Here is a 17,599-nt window from a genome sequence, read left to right as displayed (position 1 = left end):
TCTCTATTTTCCTCTGCCGTCCGCTCGTGACCGACTCACTCGCGAGAGACCAGTACCGGACCTCGGTGCAGTCGCTACTGTAATGCGACAGCAGTCGATACGAGCAATCAATGGCACGACTCGAGCGGCTCAGGGCCTATCCGGTAAAGGCACTCGACGGCATCGACCTCGAGCGGGCGGCCGTCCTCGACGGTGGGACCATCGAACACGACCGAGAGTTCGCGTTGTTCGACGCCGACGGCGAAGTGATCAACGGGAAACGAACTGCCCGTGTCCACGATCTCGATACTGGGTTCGATCCGGAGACGGCTGTACTCACGGTTGCGACGCCTGATGGTGAGCACCGACGGTTCGACCTCGAGAACGAGCCCGAGACCGCGACGGCCTGGTTCAGCGAGTGGTTCGACGTGGACCTCTCGCTCGAGCGGGATCGATCGCTGGGATTCGTCGACCGACGCGAGATGGGGCCGTCGGTGGTCAGCACGGCGACGCTTCGGACCGTCGCCGACTGGTTCGAGGAGACGACGGTCGACGACGTGCGCCGGCGACTCCGGACGAACATCGAGATCGGCGGCGTCGAGCCGTTCTGGGAGGATCAGTTCGTCGGCGCGGACGTGCCAGCGTTCGAGATCGGCGGCGTCCGGTTCGAGGGAGTCAAACCGTGTGCCCGGTGTATCGTCCCCCAGCGCGACCCCGACACTGGCGAGGTGACACCGGACTTTCGGGAGCGGTTCATTCGGCGTCGCGAAGCGACGTTTCCCGACTGGGCGGACGCCAACGCGTTCGATCACTACTATTCGCTGACGATCCTTACGCGCGTTCCCGACTGCGACCGCGGCGAGACGCTCTGTGTGGACGATCCGGTCGATGTCGTGACGAACTGAGTCCAATAGCGGTTGGCCGCTGGTTCGTGCGGGCTGCTGTCAGACGGTCTGCTGTCAGTCAGTGCCGGCGCACCTGCGAGCCGTCTGGATGCGCCAAACCCGTGCCAGCAGTCCGTCTCAGTGGTCGATTCCGGGACGCTCGAGCGTTGTCTCGGCCCCCGAGTGCTCGTCGTCTGACCCCGAGAGGGCCGTCTCGAGGTCCAGCGTTGCCAACAATTCGTTCCGTGCCGGCTCGCACGGCCGTCGGAAGTAATACGTGTGTGCACAGCCGGCGATTAGCTCCGAGAGCGGCCGCTCCTGGTCGTTGACGATCGAAACGAGATCCCCCGTCACCGCGATCAAGACGGCGTCGTCTGGCTTGGACAGGGCTGCCCGGAGTTCGCCGGCGGTACAGTCAACCGGTAGCTCGAGGCTGACGCCATCGACGGTCGCCCATCGCGTCTCCATACATCAATAGTCGGACACGCGCATCTATATGATTGTGCCCGCATACACATGCCGACCGCTCAGAGGACGCGATCCCGACGCTCCGTTGCTAGCCTGCAGGGCCAGAGCGATAAAGTGGATTCGCTCGGAGGGTCAATGTGTAATGGCCGATCGAAGGGGGGAGGCGATCGGGACGCTCGAGTTCGTGGCCCGATCTCCGAGTCGCATTTCGATCCTCGAAACGCTCGCAGAGGACGGTATCGCATCGAGAGACTCACTGGCCGCCGAAGTCGACGTCGTCCGGACGACGCTACAACGAAGTCTGCAGGGACTGACCGATCGAGGGCTGATTCGTGAACGGAATCGACAGTACGAGCTGACAGCTGCCGGCGCGCTCGTCACGAGTGGCCTGTCAGCGGCGCTCGAGGGAGTCGGGGCGGCGACGCGTCTCAAACCGGTTCTCGAGCGGCTCCCGGCGGAGACGTTCGAATTCGACATCGAGCGACTCGCCGACGCGACCGTGGTCGAATCCACGACGGCCACTCCCTACGCACCGGTCGAGCGCCACGCGGCGAGCCTCGCCGACGCGAAACACGCCCGACTGTTGTTGCCGGCGGTCGGAACCAAGCCGATCGAGACGACACAGGACGCACTCGAGACGGGCGCGACTGTCGAACTGGTCGTCACGACGTCGATCGCAGAGACGCTTCGGACGGCGTCACCGATCGCAGAGCAGTTCATGGCCGTCGTTGACAGCGATGGATTCTCAGTCTCGGTCGCTCCGGCGGAGATCGAATTCTATCTGGGAATCGTCGACGAGACCGTCCAGATCGGCGTCCACGACGAAAGCGGCGTCCCGGCGGCGCTACTCGAGTCGACCGACGACCGAGTCAGGCACTGGGCGATCGATCGGTTCGACGCGTTCAACCGACGAGCGAGGCCGTTCGAGCGCGAGGCGTAAGTCCGTAATTCTCGAAGCGCCGCGGTGTGCACGCCGTGCACACGCTGTGTGGGACACACTGATATCGTCTCGGTCCGCCGTACTGGATGCGGCAGGTGGTGGGTCGATGGCCGCACAGCAGCGTCCCCTCGCAGGCGCTGGATGGAGACTTATCGGCGGGCCGCGTCCGACTGTTTCGATCTCAACCTCGGCCCGGTCCGACCGGATCAGTCTTTCTCTGCAAATAGGCAAGGCGAGTGCCTCGGGGTCGTCCGAGACGGCTTCGCTGTCTCGTGATGACGAGAGAGCTCCGCTCTCTCGAACCACCTCAGCTTTGCACGTTGAAGTAGGAGCGTGACGTAGGCGGTGGCAAAGACGGATGATGCCGATTACGGACTTCTTGTCGTGTACGCGTGCGTTCGACGAGTTCGAGTCGCTGTCTCCAGCACAACGTCATCACGCCAAAACCTACGCCACAGGTCTTGTTGCGGCCAGCAACAAGACCGTGGCGGGCATCGCACGCGAAGTCCTTCCAGCCAACAGCAAACGCGCTCTCAACAAGTTCCTCACCGAGTACGACTGGGACGAACAGCAGTTCAACCACGAACGCCTTGAAGAACTCCAGAAACACGGTGAAACACGCTGGTCAAAGGATGGCTACATCATCCTCGACGACACGATCACCGAGAAAGCCGGGGACGAAGTCCCCGGCGTCGGCCACTTCTACGATCACGCCGAAGGTGACACTGTCTGGGGGCAAGATCTCATCTACGCTTTCTACGCTGACGACAAAACCGCCTATCCGCTCACCTTTCGCCTCTACGAAAAGCAAGATGAGGACGACCAAGACCATGACACCAAGTACGATCTCGCCCGCGAGATCGTTACCGAACTCGAAGAAGAGGTAGGTGTACCTGCGGACACCTACCTCTTCGACTCGTGGTTTGCCCACGATTCTGGCCTTCCTGAACTTATCGAATCCTACGGCAAGGACTGGATCGGCCCGCTCCGGAGCAATCGACAGGTGACCTACGGTGGAGAAGAAATCCGCGTCGATGCGCTGGAAGAGCGCATCGACACGGTTGAGCGCAATATCGAGGACGAGACCTACCACATCTGGACAAAGAAGCTTCCCGTCTCCCAGCTGGGAGACGTGAAGCTGGTTATCGCCGAGAAAGAGACCGACGAAGACGAAGAGAATCCGGTCAAGTATCTCGCTACGAACAAGATCGACGCACCGACCGAACACGTGATTCGCTCCTACGGAATGCGGTGGCGCATCGAGACGTTCTTCGAGGACTCGAAGCAGGATCTCGGCTTGGGAGACTGCGAGATGCAGACCGACGAAGGTGCCAGTCGCCACTGGCACCTTCTCATGGCCGCCTACAGTCTCGTTCGTCTTGATCCCGATTCGAGCGCCTTGGGGACGGTTCGCTCGAAAGCGTCATCGCTTCGAGCGAACCTTGAACATTCTCTGAAAGAAGCCGTGTACAACCTTCTCTCGTGGGTTCGGGACAACGATGACCGAGGCGTTGATGTCCTCATGGAAGAGATCGACCATCTCTTCGTTCACTCAACAGCTGACGCTAACGTGCAAAGCTGAGGAACCACTTGACCCCGAGGCGGTTTACGGTGTCAGGAAACGCTTTGAGCGTCCAGTCCCACACTGCGAGTGTGAGTGAAAATCGCGTCGTCGAAGGGCGAATGGTGACTGCAAGAAAGCTTGCCGAGATCGTCGAAGGTGACTCCGTGATGGAAGTCGACTCGATCGAAGAGGCCGATCAGGAGTGTCCGGCGTGTGGCGGTTCCGTCTTGACAGTGACGTACATGCCATCCGTGACCGAACTCGTCACGGGCCGTAAGTGTCAAGACTGCGACTGGAGTGAGACCGACCGGAACTAATCTGCTTCAAGACCGCTCTATCTCCGCCGCGAACTCATGGGAACACGGACGGTAGCGTCGCTTCGTCGATCCAGAACGCCTCGACCGCCCGGCCGAGTGCAGCGAACTCAGCCGGATCGCTCGGTTTCGTGAGATACGCGTTCGCACACAGCTCGTAGCTTTTGCGGATGTCTTCGGTCGCTTTCGAACTCGTCAGCACGATAACCGGCAAGGCCGTCAGTTCCTGTTCGTCTCTGATGGCCTCGAGGACAGCGAAACCGTCCGTCCTGGGGAGGTTCAGATCGAGTAGCACCAAGTCGATGCTGGGACCGGCCGTCTCGCAACCGTGCTCTCGCAGGAACTCGAGGGCTGCGTCGCCGTCGACGACCGTATGAAACGTCGGCTCGAATCCTGTCGCTCCGAACGCTTCCTGTATCAGGCGAACGTCGCCGGGGTTGTCCTCAACGAGCAAGATAGACACAGACTCGGAGTCGGACTGTTGAGACACGGGTCTGCTCGATCGAGTGAAAGGAAGCTGCAGGCTTAAGGCTACGTACAAAGCATGTTGGGATCACACCGGATTCGGTGTTCGATAGCCATCGCTGCGGTCGTCCGCTACCGCTCGACGATCGTCCCGCCAGCCAGTCCCTCCCACTCGACGCGGTAGCCGAGTCGCGAGAGGATCGCGCTCGCATCGGAGAGGCCATCTGCCTCGAGCACCGCCTCGGCATCTTCGAGCGACATCCCGGCCTCGAGGTCGTCCTTGATCGACTCGAGGACGGGAGGCCGAACCAGCGCCCGGCCGACCCGTTCGTGGTCGGGCGTGGCTTTGTCCGCGAGGGCAGCCGCGCTTACGCCGTAGCGCTCGGCGAGCGCCTCGAGCGTGATGACGTCGTCGTCCGGCTGCAACGTGTCGGGAAGCTGTGCTGCATCCTCGGCAACCAGCTGTCGTTCGTACTCCCGGAGGACATCGGCGACGTCTTTGAGCCGCACCGTCCCCGAGTAGGGGATCGCCCGGTGGTCACGGGCGGCGATTTCCCCGCCGACGCCCAGTGAGTCGTCGACGGCGACAAGCATGGCGACGTCCTCGAGATCGGCGAGCTGAGAGAGCTTCTTCTGGACGTACTCGGGCGTCCAAAAGCCCATGATCTCGAAGTAAACGCGGAAGTCACCGTGGGCATATTCGAAGGCGAAATCCGGGATCATCACCCGCGTGCCCGTCGCGAGCGGTTCGGGTTCGCGGACGAGCTCCCAGTCGAGATCGAGACTGGAAAAGCGAGCCGCGAAATCAGCTTCGACGCCACTGTCGAAGGACACCTCCGCGACCGGATCAGCGTCTGGAACCCGAATCGGGTCCGCGTCGGAGAGTGTAAGCGTTCGCTCTGTGCCCCGGTCGTCGATCGTTACCTCGAGCTGCCACGCGTCGGCACTCGCGACGGTCCGCAGGAGTTGTGCAAAGCGGGTCCCGTATCTGCGGGTCGCCCGAAAGAGGTGTGTCGGACCCGTGACGACGACCTCGCGGTTGGAGAGCTCGTCAGCGCCGTCCGCAGCGTCGCCCTCGAGCCGGCGAATCTCGTACATCAAGCGCAGGCGCTTGATCGCCGAAATCAGCGCTTTGGGATCGCTCGAGCGCACCCGCACCTCGGTCGCGTCGAACAGCGCCGTCTGGGCCAGCGAGAGGTTGTACTGGGCGACCAGCCCGTCGGGATCCCAGCGCGGTTCGACTGCAGTCAGGACCTGGCGCTCCTCGAGATCAGCGTACAGTGCGGTCTCGAGGTCGTCGGCCGACACGTCGAGCGATTCGCTCGCACGAATGAGTGCCATCGCGCGCTCGTCTTCGGTGACGACGCCGACCGCTTCAGCGGCCTCGAAGGCGGCTCGACGGGCGCGTTCGGGCTCGATCGCCGCGTCGGTTTCGAACGTCGCCTCCCGTTCGACCAGCGCCGCGAGGCCGCGAGCGAGTTTGAAATCGTCGGCCTCGCGCTCGAGTCCTGTGAGTGCATCCTCCAGCGCCGCCCGCGGCTCGCCGACGTGACCCTGATAGGTGCCGATGACGCGGGCGGCGAGTGGCCGATGGCTCCGGTCGGCAAACTGGGGGTGATACCCCCCGCCGGCCCGCGAGACGCGCAGCAGGTCCTTCGTCAGCATCGGTCTCGAGTCGGGGTTGCGACGGCAAAAGTCACCCGGACGGCGGCGTCTCGTGATCGGTCACGACGGGGGTCGGCGCAGTCGCCGGGATTACGGCGGCTCCGTTCCAACACCACAGATGGACGATTCGGCCCTCCGAATCGAGTACGAAACTCACGACGGCGTCTGGGGGCTGATCGGACGGCTCGTCTACACACTCGAGAAACGCCGCATTAGCGTCGCCTCTCAGCGACGCGCTCTTCCCCGGTCCCCTCGCTTACAACTTCATAGAGCAGTGCACGGTTTCCGTCCGCCGTCGGCCGCAGGATTCGCCCGAGCCGCTGGGTGAATTCCCGTTCGCTGCCGCTGCCCGAGAGGACGACCGCGACGTTCGCGTCGGGCACGTCGACGCCTTCATCGAGGACGTTCGAGGTCGCGATCCGGGTATACGTCCCCTCGCGGAAGCGCTCCAAGATCTCCCGGCGTTCCGCCGCTCCAGTTTGGTGAGTGATCGTCGGGATCAGGAACCGCTCGCTGACGTCGTACGCAAGATCGTTGTGTGCCGTAAAGACGATGATCCGCTCGTCGCGGTGGTCGGCAAGGATCTCGGTGAGGGCTTCGAGTTTGGCTTCACTCCCAAGCATGATCTCACGCGCACGCTGGCGCGCGAGTAGCGCTTTTCGGGCTTCGGGATCGTTCCCGGACCGTTTGACGAGTTCTTGATAATCCGAGCCGCTGCGCATGTCGATACCCGACTTCGCGAGGTAGCTCGTGAACACGTCCTGATTTCGCTCGTATGCTTCGCGCTCGTCGGTCGTCAGTGCCACCTCGAGGCGCTTGATGTCGTAGTCGGCGAGGTGGTCGCCGGCGAGTTCGTCGACGTCGATGCGGTGGACGAGCGGGCCGACGAGGTCCTCGATTACCTCGTGTGCGCCGTCGGGGCGCTCGAACGTCGCGGTTAGCCCCAGCCGTGCCGGTGCGGCCAGCAGGCGTGCGATCTCCCGATAGCCTTCGCCGCCGAGGTGATGGACTTCGTCGAAGATCACACAGCCAAAGCGGTCGCCCACGGAACCGGCCTTGAGATACGCCGAGTCGTACGTCGAAACGGTGATCGGCTCGAGGCGCTGTTCGCCGCCGCCGAAACGGCCGATCTGTCCTCCAAATTCGCGCTCGAGTTCGCGCTGCCACTGCTCGAGGAGGTCGATCGTCGGCACGACGACCAGCGTCGGTGTCGAGAGCCGTTCGATCGCTTTCAGCGCGATGACGGTCTTGCCGCTGCCGGTCGGCAGTTCGAGGACGCCGGCGGGGGCTCGCTCGATGGATTCGAGAGCCGGCCCGTCGGCCCAGCGGTCAGTTGCGAGCCACGTCTCGAGTGCCGTCTGCTGATAGTCGCGGAGTTCGTACGCCGACGCGAGAGGTGCCACCGACTCGAGCTCGAGGACGTGATCGTCGATCGCGGCAGTCGATCTGTCCACCGCAGCACGCAGGGCGGCATACTGACCGGCGGGAAGCCGCCAGCTGTCAGTTCGCGGGTCCGCCTCGAGGTCGGGCAGGGTCGCCTGCAGCGACGACGGCGAGAGCGGCGACTGCTCGAGGCCGTCCAGTCGGATCGTGCCGTCCTCATAGTAGAGGTCGATCGCCGAGACATCGTCCGCCGAAGCCCGTGTCACGGCCCATAGTCGGGACAGCACGCACATATACGGTCGGGTGTTCGGTGGAACGCCGTGCCGTCCCGCGGGCACAACGGTGTGTTCCATCGGAACCGGTCTCAAACCGATGCTGTCGGGTAGAACTCGCTTGCGGCCAGTATTATCCCAACTCGCACTCATAGAATAACGGTGTCTAGACCTGGATGGAACACGGTAATCGGGTACCTCAACCCTTTTATTACCGCTGTTCGTTGACTGCCATATGAGCGAAGACGAGGGCACGAACGCGTCAGCCCAGGGTGTCCCGTCCGAGGAGGAATCCGACGACGGCGAGATGGCCGACGCCGATCCCGAGACGGCACCGACCGGAGAGTCGGAATTGGCAGCCGAATCGGTCGAGACAGAACCGACGGCAGTGGACGACACGCCCGACGAAGACACAGCTAGCGCTCCCGAAACGAGCGAGGACATCCAGCACGTCCTCGATCGCCTCACCGAAGTCGACGACGAACTCGCCGATACGGTCGCCTCGATCGTCGACGAGGCCCGCGACCTCAACGGGACCGTAAGCCACCAGCGCGAGGAACTCGAGGACCTCGCGGAACGCATCGAGTCCCAGGCCGAGACGATCGACGACCTCCAGACCGAACTCGAGGACGCCGAAGCGACGATCGACGAGTACGAAGCCGAGATCGAGGATCTGGAAAGTCGACTCAAACGCAAGCAGGCGGACTTTCAAAACTACAAGAAACGGGCGAAAAAGCGCCAACAGCAGATCAAGGATCGCGCCGCCGAGGACCTCGTCGAGCGACTCATCGGCGTCCGAGACAACTTAAAGCGTGCACTCGAGGAGGAAAGCGGCGACGCCGAAAGCCTCCAGCAAGGCGTCGAGATGACGCTGCGGGAGTTCGACCGCATCCTCGAGGACGAAAACGTCTCCGAGATCGATCCTGACCCCGGCACCAAGACCGACCCACAACGCCACGAGGTCATGATGCAGATCGACAGCGCCCATCCTGAAGGCACCATCGCTGACGTCTACACCCCCGGCTACGAGATGGGCGAGAAGGTCATCCAGAACGCACAGGTGACCGTCTCGAACGGCGAGCTCGAGGGCGACGAAGAACGTGATGACGACGGCGACGCTGGTGCTGACACACCCAGCGGCGACGCCGACGACACAGCCACGGACGACGCCAACCCGGACGACTCGTAATCCATCTGCCCGCCACCCCGAAAGCTGATCGCTCGAGTCCTGTTCGGTCGTGGTGGCCGTTTTTACTGGAACCAAACTACTGGAATCCGACGTGTGAGTGGCTACAGCGACGTTTTATTCGCAGCCCGCTCGCCCCTAGTAACCTTTAAAACAAAGTGCGCACAATAGCCGTCCAGAATGGCGAGCAACAAGATTCTCGGAATCGACCTTGGGACGACGAACAGCGCGTTCGCGGTAATGGAAGGTGGCGATCCGGAGATCATCGTCAACGCGGAGGGCGAACGGACGACGCCCTCGGTCGTCGCGTTTACCGACGACGACGAACGGCTCGTCGGCAAACCGGCGAAGAATCAGGCGATCCAGAACCCCGAAAAGACGATCGCCTCGATCAAACGCCACATCGGCGAGGATGACTACACGGTCGAGATCGAGGGCGAAGAGTACACGCCCGAAGAAATCTCGGCGAAGATCCTCCAGAAGATCAAACGTGACGCCGAGGACTATCTGGGCGACGAGGTCGAGAAAGCCGTCATCACGGTCCCCGCGTACTTCTCGGACCGACAGCGTCAGGCGACCAAAGACGCCGGCGAGATCGCCGGCTTCGAGGTCGAGCGCATCATCAACGAACCGACGGCCGCGTCGATGGCCTACGGCCTCGACGACGACTCCGACCAGACCGTGCTCGTCTACGACCTCGGTGGTGGCACGTTCGACGTCTCCATTCTCGATCTCGGTGGTGGCGTCTACGAGGTCGTCGCGACCAACGGCGACAACGACCTCGGTGGCGACGACTGGGACGAGGCCATCATCGACTGGCTCGCCGACAACTTCGAGGAGGAACACGGCATCGACCTCCGCGAGGACCGTCAGGCCCTCCAGCGGCTCAAAGACGCGGCCGAGGAGGCCAAGATCGAACTCTCCTCGCGCAAGGAGACCGAGATCAACCTGCCGTTCATTACCGCGACCGACGACGGCCCGATCCACCTCGAAGAGTCGATGACGCGGGCTAAGTTCGAGTCGCTGACCCAGGACCTGATCGACCGTACCGTCGAACCGACCGAGCAGGCGCTCGAGGACGCTGGTTACAGCAAAGACGACATCGACGAGGTCCTGCTGGTCGGTGGCTCGACCCGCATGCCACAGGTCTCCGAGAAGGTCGAAGAGCTGACCGGCAAAGAGCCCCAGAAGAACGTCAACCCCGACGAGGCCGTCGCGCTGGGCGCGGCGATTCAGGGTGGCGTCCTCGGTGGCGAGGTCGACGACATCGTCCTGCTCGACGTCACGCCGCTCTCGCTGGGTATCGAGGTCAAGGGTGGCCTCTTCGAACGGCTCATCGAGAAGAACACGACGATCCCGACCGAGGAGTCGAAGATCTTCACCACTGCGGCGGACAACCAGACGACGGTGCAGGTCCGCGTCTTCCAGGGTGAGCGCGAACTCGCCGCCGAAAACGAACTGCTCGGCGAGTTCCACCTGACCGGCATCCCGCCGGCCCCTGCAGGGACGCCACAGATCGAAGTGACGTTCTCGATCGACGAGAACGGCATCGTCAACGTCTCCGCCGAAGACAAAGGCAGCGGCACGACCGAGGAGATCACCATCGAAGGCGGTGCCGGCCTCTCCGACGCCGAAATCGAGGAAATGCAGCGCGAGGCCGAGCAACACGCCGAGGAAGACCAACAGAAGCGCCAGCGCATCGAGGCCCGTAACACTGCCGAGGCCACGATCCAGCGCGCCGAGACGCTGCTCGAGGAAAACGACGAGCAGGTCGACGATGACCTCCGTGCCGACATCGAGGCTGCGATCGAGGACTTAGAGGAGACGATCGACGACGACGATGCCGACGCCGAGGCCATCGAGACGGCGACCGAAGAGCTGAGCACGCAGCTTCAGGAGATCGGCAAGCAGATCTACCAGGAAGCCGGTGCCGCGGGTGCTGGCGGCGCTGCGGGCGGCGCAGCAGGCGCAGGCGCTGGCGGTGCAGGCATGGGCGGCATGGGCGGCGGCCCGAACCCCGGCCCCGACGCCGGTGCGGGCGCTGCCGGTGACGACGACGACGAGGAGTTCGTCGACGCCGACTTCGAGGACGTCAGCTTCGACGAGGACGAAGACGACGAGTAACGAGAACGGCTCGTCGGCGGTCCTGTGAACCGCTAATTTTTGTTTTAACCGGGCGCTCGTGGGAACGTTCGTTTCAAGTGTCTCAACCGACTATCGGTGGAACAACGAATGAGCGAGGACTTCTACGACGTTCTCGGCGTGAGCCCCGACGCGTCTGCCGAGGAGATCAAACAGGCGTATCGGGAGAAAGCCACCGAGTACCATCCCGACGTCAGCGACGATCCTGACGCCGAGGAGAAGTTTAAGAAGATCCAGAAGGCAAAGCAAGTCCTGACTGACGAGGAAAAGCGCCAGGCCTACGACCAGATGGGCCACGACCGCTACGAACAGGCCGAAAAACACGGCTTCGACGCCAGCGATGCGGGCGGTGCCGGCGGCATGGGTGGTGGCCCGTTCGGCGGCATGGGTGGCGGTATGGGCGGCGGTGGCATGGGCGGTGGCGGTCTCGGGGACCTCTTCGAACAGGTCTTCGGCGGCGGTGGCGGTGGCCGCGGCCGCCGTCGCCCCCGCAAGGGACGCGATCTGCGCACCGAACTCGAGATCGACTTAGCGGAGGCCTACCACGGGGCCGAAAAGCAGTTCACGGTCGAACGGCCCGAAGAGTGTGAAGTCTGTGACGGGGCAGGCCATCCGCCGGAGGCCGACGCCGAGACCTGTCAGGAGTGTCAGGGCCGCGGACAGGTGACACAGGTCCAGCAGACGCCGCTGGGACGCGTCCAGCAGACGACGACCTGTCCCCGGTGTGAGGGCGAGGGGACGATCTACTCCGAGACCTGCGATGAGTGTCGCGGGGAGGGCTACGTCCGTAGTGAGGCGACCCTGACTGTCGAGGTCCCACCGGGCATTCAGGACGGGCAGACGCTCCGGATGGAAGGCGAAGGTGCGCCGAGCCCCGAGGGTGGCCGCCACGGTGACTTGCTGATCGACGTTTCCATTCGCGAGCACGAACAGTTCGAACGCGAAGGTAACGACCTGCGATATCGGTTGCCGATCTCGTTCCCGCAGGCCACCTTTGGTGACACCGTCTCCGTGCCGACGCTCGATGGGGCTGTCGAGTTCGAAATCCCCGAGGGAACCCAGAGCGGCGAGACCTTCCGCCTCGAGGGGAAGGGCATGCCCCGCCTGCGCGGTCGCGGCCACGGCGACCTCTACGTGAAAGTGCAGGTCGTCACCCCCGAGAGCTTGAACGAGGACCAACGCGAGGCACTCGAGGCCTTCGCGGAGGCCGGCGGCGACGAGATCGAGGTCAAAGAGGGCTTCTTCGAGAAGATCAAGCGGGCGTTCTAGAGGGTCTCCGATCGCGTTCGCGCACCGTCCCCTACCGTGGTAACACGCTGCACCCGATTGGTGATCTTATATGCTGGTCGTCAGTATACATGACGGCAATGGGGACCAGTGAGCGACGAGACGAGACCGTGACTCGAGGGCTGGATGCATGGTCTCGATAGTCGACCTGTTCGTGCAGGTCGCCGGCGAAGAGCCGGTGATACAGGGGCTCGTCGGCGGAATCGTTATTGCGACGTTGAACTTGGTCGGCGCATTGCTGGTCCTCGTCTGGCGAGACCCCTCGAAGCGGGCACTCGACGGCGCACTCGGGTTCGCGGCTGGCGTCATGCTCGCTGCGGCCTTTACGAGTCTCATCATCCCGGGCATCGAGCAGTACTCCGGCGGGGATCCGATCCCGACGCTCGTGGGCGTCGCACTCGGCGCGGCCTTTCTCGATCGTGCCGACGGGCTCGTCCCCCATGCACACTTTCTCCTGACCGGCCGTACACGGACTGACGAAGCCGATCCGAGTACGTCGCTGCCCCTCGAGAACGAACGGCTGGTCCCCGTCGTGCTGTTCATCCTGGCGATCACGCTCCATAATATGCCCGAGGGGTTGGCCGTAGGCGTCGCATTCGGCTCCGGCGATGTCGAGAACGGGATCGCGCTCATGCTCGCGATCGGTATCCAGAACATTCCGGAGGGCCTTGCCGTCTCGGTGGCAGCGATCAACGCCGGACTGGATCGGCGCTTCTATGCGGCGTTCGCCGGGATACGCTCAGGGATCGTCGAAATCCCACTGGCGGTACTCGGTGCGCTGGCGGTGAGCGTCGTCGCGCCGCTGCTCCCTTACGCGATGGGCTTCGCTGCCGGTGCAATGTTGTTCGTGATCTCCGACGAGATCATTCCCGAAACCCACACCCGCGGCTACGAGCGGATCGCCACGCTCGGCGTCATGGCCGGCGTGATCGTGATGCTGTATCTCGACGTCAGTCTCGGGTAACGACCGTTCCTGCCGCCGCCGTATGACGGCTTTTGATGGCCTCATCGAGGATACGAGTCGGCGTGCTTTTTTCGCCCCGCATCTCATGTCCCTGTATGAACGCCGCGACGGTCGACGACCTCCTCACCCGGGAACTGCGCGACGATCGAACCGGGCTCGTCGACGTGACGGGCCGGGAGTACGACTACCACTGGCTGTGTACCACTGCCTGGAAATCCGGGAACTTCCTGCGCCACGCGGGCGTTCGCGAGGGCGTCACCGTCGGCGTCGTCGGTGACGGCCCGCTGGCCCTACTCGCCTTTTTGGGGACGACGTTGCTCGAGAGTCAGACCCGCTTTGACCCGCCGACTGACCTCGCGGACGACGACGCGTTCCGGGCGCTCGTCGCGCCCGTCGACGAGCTCGAAGACTACGACCTGCCACAGGGCGCACAGCGAGTCGGCTACGGCGACAAACCCGACTCGCCGGACGTCCACCACTTCGACGCTGGCGTCTGGACCGAGAACCCCTCGTTCCCGCCGCTGTCGATCGATCCCGACACCACGATTCTGACTGACGGCGAGCAAACGGTGACCCACGAGCAGGTACTGGAGGCTGCAGACGCGGTCGTCGACGATGTTGGACTCGAGGCCGGTGACCGAGTCGTCGTCCGCGCGTCGCTGTCGGACCCTCGGACCGTCGTTGCTGGCGTGATCGCACCGCTGCTGGCCAGAGGCGTGATCGTGCTACCAACCGGCGACGAGACGCCGACCGAACGGGGGACGTGCGCCGTCGCGAGCGAGTCGACCGCGTCGGTGCCGGAACCGACTCGCATCGATCTCGATTCTGTCGCACTGTAGGGAGTCCGCACCGGGCTCGGCGCGTCGTGTTCGGAGCACAGACCGCACTGGGACCTGAGACCGATCGACTCAGGTCGCCGCTCCTCGGAGTCGGCTCGTGCCGAGACCGATGGCGGCGAGGCCGGCGACGACACCGGCGGCGACGAAGACGCCTCTGACGCCTGCAAACGGCACGAGCGCCCCGAACAGGACCGGCGAGAGGAACTGTCCGGTGTAGCCGAAGGAAGCGATGTACGAACTGAACTGGCCCTGCCGTGCCGCCGGTGCGAACGCTTCGACCCATGCGAACGTCGAGGGGAAGACCAGCCCGACGCCGAGTCCGAACAGGACCACCGGTATCACCGCGCCCATGGGAGTTCCGACGGTGGTTGCGATCCCGAATCCGACGGCCCAGAGGACGAGCGCCGCCAGCACGAGCGCCGACCGGTCGACGTACCGCAGTAGGCGGTCGTACGTGATTGCCGAGAGACCACCGGCAGCGCCGTTGGCTGCGAGATAGAGGCTGATCTGCAGGGAGTCTGTCACATCGATACCGGCCAGAAACTGTGGATAGAACACGACGATCACGTACAGCAACGCGTTCGCACCGAAGTACAGCAGGTACACGAGCGGGAGCGCCGGCCGGTCGCGAAACACGGAAAGCACCGGTGCGCTGTCGCCAGTCCCGTCTGCGGCCCCGTCACGAGTGTCGTCGGCCGGATCGATCTCGGGAATCGTCAGGGCCGCGACGACGCCAAGCGGCACCGCGATGAGATAGATGCCAAACGGCAGGTTCCACGCGACTGCCCCGGCCGCGCCACCGACCAGCGGCCAAACTGCGGCACCGGCGCTATTCGCGCTGCTTCGATATCCGAGTGCCCGCTCCATCGCCTGTCCCTCGTAGCAGTCGTAGATGAGCACGGTCACCGACGTATAGACCGCAGCGGTGCCGAGTCCGAGGACGATCCGAGAGGCCAATAGCGGATACAACGAGTCGACGAACAGCCCCGCACCGCCGCCGAGGCCGTAGACGACGAGTCCGCCTACGAAGGGCCGACGGGCTCCGATCCGATCGACGAGCGACCCCAGAAGCGGGCTCGCGAGGACGATGACGCCACCGTGAGTCGTGATAACGAGTCCGGCTGCGAGCCCGGAGACGCCGAGTTCGCGCTGAATCCGGGGCACGACCGGGCCGAGAACTGCCCCCGCCATGACTGTCAGCGTCGCTGCCGCCACCAGTACCCAGAGCGTTCGTCGAAGCCGTCTCGAGGTTCCCACTGCGCTTTCTTCTGCAGACGAGTCACAACAGGATTGCGGTCAGCCGGCGGTTCGAGCCGCTCCACAAACTGTTAGAACACTCAGTAGCACGTTTGTGGTTCCGGAAGCAGGGCAGAGAGCAAGGTCCACTGGATGTGGCGGGCAGTCTTCACGCGAGTCGAGAGCATCAGATAGGGTTATAGCCTCGGAGTCGATACGACCCGGTAGCAATGCAATACGACGCGGTCCTGTTCGACTTCGACGGGGTCGTGGTCGAGAACCCCTCGTCCCAGCGACTCTACGACGCGCTCGGCCGAACCTACGAAAAATTCGGTCGCTCTGGGCCGGCTTCTGAAACGTTTCAGGAACTCATGCGTGGCGACTTCGAGTCGCTCGCCCAGCGGTGTCACAGCCTCGGCATCAAAACGGACTCCTTCTGTGCCCAGGCCGCCCGGGAGATGGTCCGGGTCCAGCGTGAGGAGGTCGAACGTGGGCTTCGCTCCGCCTACGACGACGTCGCCGCGATGCGGTCGCTCGAGGCACCCCTTGGAATCGTCAGCGACAACCATCCGACCGTCGTCTCGACGCTGCTCGATCGATTCGGGCTTCGATCGCTGTTCGAGACCGTCTATGGCTGCCCGCTGACTCCCGATGGACTGTCCCGACGCAAACCCGATCCGACGAACATCGAGGCCGCGATCGCCGATCTCGAGGCCGAGACCGCGCTGTACGTCGGTGACCGGGCCGTCGACGTCCACGCGGCCGACAACGCCGGTATCGATTCGGTGCTCATCTCGCGGCCCGAAGCCGACGAGCCCGATTTAGATGCGACGCCGACCTATCAGCTCTCGTCGCTGTCGCAGCTTCCGGCTGCGCTCCGATAAGAAGGGCGCTTCTCGACGCACGGACTTCGGTCCGGATCGCCGCCTCGAGCGGATGTGAGCCCCAACCGGAACCGACGAGCGCCGGATCGATGCAGATTCGTGGCCGCGATTTTTGCGCCTCCGTGTCGTACACGACGTATGGACCCCGACGACACCTGGACGAGCCTCCGGAAGCAGTGTGAAGCCCTCGAGCCGGGTGCGGAACTGATCACACCGGTCTCCGAGCGGCCGTTTGGCATCGAGCGAACCGCAGCAGATCGGATCGTCGTCCGGTTCGGGGACAGCGGCGAGCGACAGTCGCTCTGGCGCGAACAGTTCGTCGTCGTCCTCGAGCGACTCGAGGAGGAGGCAATCGCTATCGAGCGACTGCAGCCGGGGGTCGAACCGTATGCAAGCGTCGTGACCCTCACCGACGAGTATGCGGTTGACGACGACACGATCAGCTCTGACCCTGACGCCGTCGCCGGGGAGAGTCCGTTTCTCATTTCTGCGGCGGACGCACGGGCCCCGCGCGAACGCGTCCACGACGACGCGTTGCTTCTGGCGGCGCTGCTCGAACGGCTCGAGACGGACGAGTTCACAGCACTCGAGACTGACTCCCTGACTGATCTGTACGTCCTCACATCCGATGTCCAGCACGGCACCGATCGACTGCGTCGCTCGGCGCGCGAACCGCTGCTCGAGCGGCTGGGGCCGGACCAGCAACGCCACGGGCGATACGGAACCATCCGGCGGACGACGCGGGAGCGTCGCCGGCCGAAGGATGCCGAAACCGTGTTCGCCGCGCTCGACGACCGCGGTATCCCCCGCGAGTGGGTCACCGGCATCGACCGGGACAAACTGGACGTCGTCCTCGCGGTGACCGAACTGGAGACAGACGAGGTCTACGACAGCAACGAAGACGTCTACATCCAGAAGACGGGCGTCGACGAGGACGAAAAGTACTCGCGGCTGCAGGGACTCACAGACCGTCTCGACGACCTCGACGATACCGAGGGGGAAGCCCTGCGCGAGGAACTGGCCGACATCGAGAAGCGACTCGATGAAGCGCTGTCGAACGGCTAGCCGCCACGAGGAGCACGTCGTCCGTCTCGAGTAGGCGACATCCGTTTCAGTCAGCCGTTCCT

At 63.8% G+C, this 17,599-nt stretch carries 16 protein-coding genes; 11 read left to right on the top strand and 5 right to left on the bottom strand.

Annotated elements, in window-relative coordinates:
• Window positions 1-110: 110 nt before the first annotated feature.
• Window positions 111-884 (top strand): MOSC domain-containing protein, encoded by a 774-nt coding sequence (locus tag BDK88_RS08560; RefSeq protein ID WP_130500074.1) that lies wholly within the window; start codon window positions 111-113, stop codon window positions 882-884.
• 117 nt (window positions 885-1,001) lie between these two features.
• On the opposite strand, the gene BDK88_RS08555 is transcribed toward BDK88_RS08560, so the two are convergent.
• Complete coding sequence (locus tag BDK88_RS08555; RefSeq protein WP_130500073.1) at window positions 1,002-1,331, bottom strand: hypothetical protein; 330 nt, start codon at window positions 1,329-1,331, stop codon at window positions 1,002-1,004.
• Between the two features lie 142 nt (window positions 1,332-1,473).
• Between BDK88_RS08555 and BDK88_RS08550 the strand changes: the two genes are divergently transcribed.
• The 3 genes from BDK88_RS08550 (at window position 1,474) to BDK88_RS08540 (ending at window position 4,152) form a co-directional block, all read left to right on the top strand.
• Complete coding sequence (locus BDK88_RS08550; RefSeq protein WP_130500072.1) at window positions 1,474-2,271, top strand: helix-turn-helix transcriptional regulator; 798 nt, start codon at window positions 1,474-1,476, stop codon at window positions 2,269-2,271.
• Between the two features lie 358 nt (window positions 2,272-2,629).
• Window positions 2,630-3,853, top strand: coding sequence for an IS701 family transposase (locus BDK88_RS08545; RefSeq protein WP_130500071.1), 1,224 nt, complete (start codon window positions 2,630-2,632; stop codon window positions 3,851-3,853).
• Between the two features lie 71 nt (window positions 3,854-3,924).
• Window positions 3,925-4,152, top strand: a complete 228-nt coding sequence (locus BDK88_RS08540) for a DUF5795 family protein (protein ID WP_008012393.1) — start codon at window positions 3,925-3,927, stop codon at window positions 4,150-4,152.
• A gap of 34 nt (window positions 4,153-4,186) precedes the next feature.
• Here BDK88_RS08540 and BDK88_RS08535 read toward each other — a convergent pair whose 3' ends face one another.
• From BDK88_RS08535 to BDK88_RS08520, 3 genes are all read right to left on the bottom strand, one after another.
• A complete protein-coding gene (locus BDK88_RS08535; RefSeq protein WP_130500070.1) occupies window positions 4,187-4,639 on the bottom strand; it encodes a response regulator in 453 nt (150 codons plus the stop codon).
• 107 nt (window positions 4,640-4,746) lie between these two features.
• Window positions 4,747-6,279, bottom strand: coding sequence for a DUF790 family protein (locus tag BDK88_RS08530; protein ID WP_130500069.1), 1,533 nt, complete (start codon window positions 6,277-6,279; stop codon window positions 4,747-4,749).
• A gap of 212 nt (window positions 6,280-6,491) precedes the next feature.
• The gene (locus BDK88_RS08520) at window positions 6,492-7,955 is read right to left on the bottom strand and encodes a DEAD/DEAH box helicase family protein (protein WP_130500607.1); all 1,464 of its coding nucleotides are present in this window, start codon (window positions 7,953-7,955) and stop codon (window positions 6,492-6,494) included.
• Between the two features lie 214 nt (window positions 7,956-8,169).
• Here BDK88_RS08520 and grpE point away from each other — a divergent pair, with 214 nt between their 5' ends.
• From grpE to BDK88_RS08495, 5 genes are all read left to right on the top strand, one after another.
• Window positions 8,170-9,123 carry a nucleotide exchange factor GrpE gene (gene grpE, locus BDK88_RS08515; RefSeq protein WP_130500067.1) on the top strand — a complete coding sequence of 318 codons (954 nt, stop codon included), beginning with the start codon at window positions 8,170-8,172 and terminating at the stop codon, window positions 9,121-9,123.
• Window positions 9,124-9,300: 177 nt separating this feature from the next.
• A complete protein-coding gene (dnaK, locus tag BDK88_RS08510; RefSeq protein ID WP_130500066.1) occupies window positions 9,301-11,244 on the top strand; it encodes a molecular chaperone DnaK in 1,944 nt (647 codons plus the stop codon).
• Window positions 11,245-11,352: 108 nt separating this feature from the next.
• The gene (dnaJ, locus tag BDK88_RS08505) at window positions 11,353-12,531 is read left to right on the top strand and encodes a molecular chaperone DnaJ (protein ID WP_130500065.1); all 1,179 of its coding nucleotides are present in this window, start codon (window positions 11,353-11,355) and stop codon (window positions 12,529-12,531) included.
• 148 nt (window positions 12,532-12,679) lie between these two features.
• Window positions 12,680-13,513: a ZIP family metal transporter gene (locus BDK88_RS08500; RefSeq protein ID WP_130500064.1), complete on the top strand. Its 834-nt coding sequence runs from the start codon at window positions 12,680-12,682 to the stop codon at window positions 13,511-13,513.
• Window positions 13,514-13,608: 95 nt separating this feature from the next.
• Window positions 13,609-14,352: an acyl-CoA synthetase family protein gene (locus BDK88_RS08495; RefSeq protein WP_130500063.1), complete on the top strand. Its 744-nt coding sequence runs from the start codon at window positions 13,609-13,611 to the stop codon at window positions 14,350-14,352.
• Between the two features lie 69 nt (window positions 14,353-14,421).
• Here the strand turns inward: BDK88_RS08495 and BDK88_RS08490 are convergent, their stop codons facing one another.
• Window positions 14,422-15,609, bottom strand: coding sequence for an MFS transporter (locus BDK88_RS08490; RefSeq protein ID WP_130500062.1), 1,188 nt, complete (start codon window positions 15,607-15,609; stop codon window positions 14,422-14,424).
• A 209-nt stretch (window positions 15,610-15,818) separates the two neighbouring features.
• Here BDK88_RS08490 and BDK88_RS08485 point away from each other — a divergent pair, with 209 nt between their 5' ends.
• A complete protein-coding gene (locus BDK88_RS08485; RefSeq protein ID WP_130500061.1) occupies window positions 15,819-16,472 on the top strand; it encodes an HAD family hydrolase in 654 nt (217 codons plus the stop codon).
• A gap of 138 nt (window positions 16,473-16,610) precedes the next feature.
• Window positions 16,611-17,537 (top strand): hypothetical protein, encoded by a 927-nt coding sequence (locus BDK88_RS08480; protein WP_130500060.1) that lies wholly within the window; start codon window positions 16,611-16,613, stop codon window positions 17,535-17,537.
• The last annotated feature ends 62 nt before the right edge of the window (window positions 17,538-17,599 follow it).

The organism is Natrinema hispanicum (assembly GCF_004217335.1).
GTDB classification, from domain to species: domain Archaea; phylum Halobacteriota; class Halobacteria; order Halobacteriales; family Natrialbaceae; genus Natrinema; species Natrinema hispanicum.
The sequence above is the reverse complement of the archived record's forward strand: the minus strand, read 5'-3'. Positions and strand labels throughout refer to the sequence as shown.

Excerpts from the sequence above, each read along its gene's own strand:
- BDK88_RS08485 (WP_130500061.1), top strand. The coding sequence starts at position 15,819 with ATGCAATACGACGCGGTCCTGTTCGACTTCGACGGGGTCGTGGTCGAG.
- BDK88_RS08555 (WP_130500073.1), bottom strand. The coding sequence starts at position 1,331 with ATGGAGACGCGATGGGCGACCGTCGATGGCGTCAGCCTCGAGCTACCG.
- BDK88_RS08560 (WP_130500074.1), top strand. The coding sequence starts at position 111 with ATGGCACGACTCGAGCGGCTCAGGGCCTATCCGGTAAAGGCACTCGAC.
- grpE (WP_130500067.1), top strand. The coding sequence starts at position 8,170 with ATGAGCGAAGACGAGGGCACGAACGCGTCAGCCCAGGGTGTCCCGTCC.
- dnaJ (WP_130500065.1), top strand. The coding sequence starts at position 11,353 with ATGAGCGAGGACTTCTACGACGTTCTCGGCGTGAGCCCCGACGCGTCT.
- BDK88_RS08495 (WP_130500063.1), top strand. The coding sequence starts at position 13,609 with ATGAACGCCGCGACGGTCGACGACCTCCTCACCCGGGAACTGCGCGAC.
- BDK88_RS08530 (WP_130500069.1), bottom strand. The coding sequence starts at position 6,279 with ATGCTGACGAAGGACCTGCTGCGCGTCTCGCGGGCCGGCGGGGGGTAT.
- BDK88_RS08520 (WP_130500607.1), bottom strand. The coding sequence starts at position 7,955 with ATGTGCGTGCTGTCCCGACTATGGGCCGTGACACGGGCTTCGGCGGAC.
- dnaK (WP_130500066.1), top strand. The coding sequence starts at position 9,301 with ATGGCGAGCAACAAGATTCTCGGAATCGACCTTGGGACGACGAACAGC.
- BDK88_RS08500 (WP_130500064.1), top strand. The coding sequence starts at position 12,680 with ATGGTCTCGATAGTCGACCTGTTCGTGCAGGTCGCCGGCGAAGAGCCG.
- BDK88_RS08550 (WP_130500072.1), top strand. The coding sequence starts at position 1,474 with ATGGCCGATCGAAGGGGGGAGGCGATCGGGACGCTCGAGTTCGTGGCC.
- BDK88_RS08480 (WP_130500060.1), top strand. The coding sequence starts at position 16,611 with ATGGACCCCGACGACACCTGGACGAGCCTCCGGAAGCAGTGTGAAGCC.
- BDK88_RS08545 (WP_130500071.1), top strand. The coding sequence starts at position 2,630 with ATGATGCCGATTACGGACTTCTTGTCGTGTACGCGTGCGTTCGACGAG.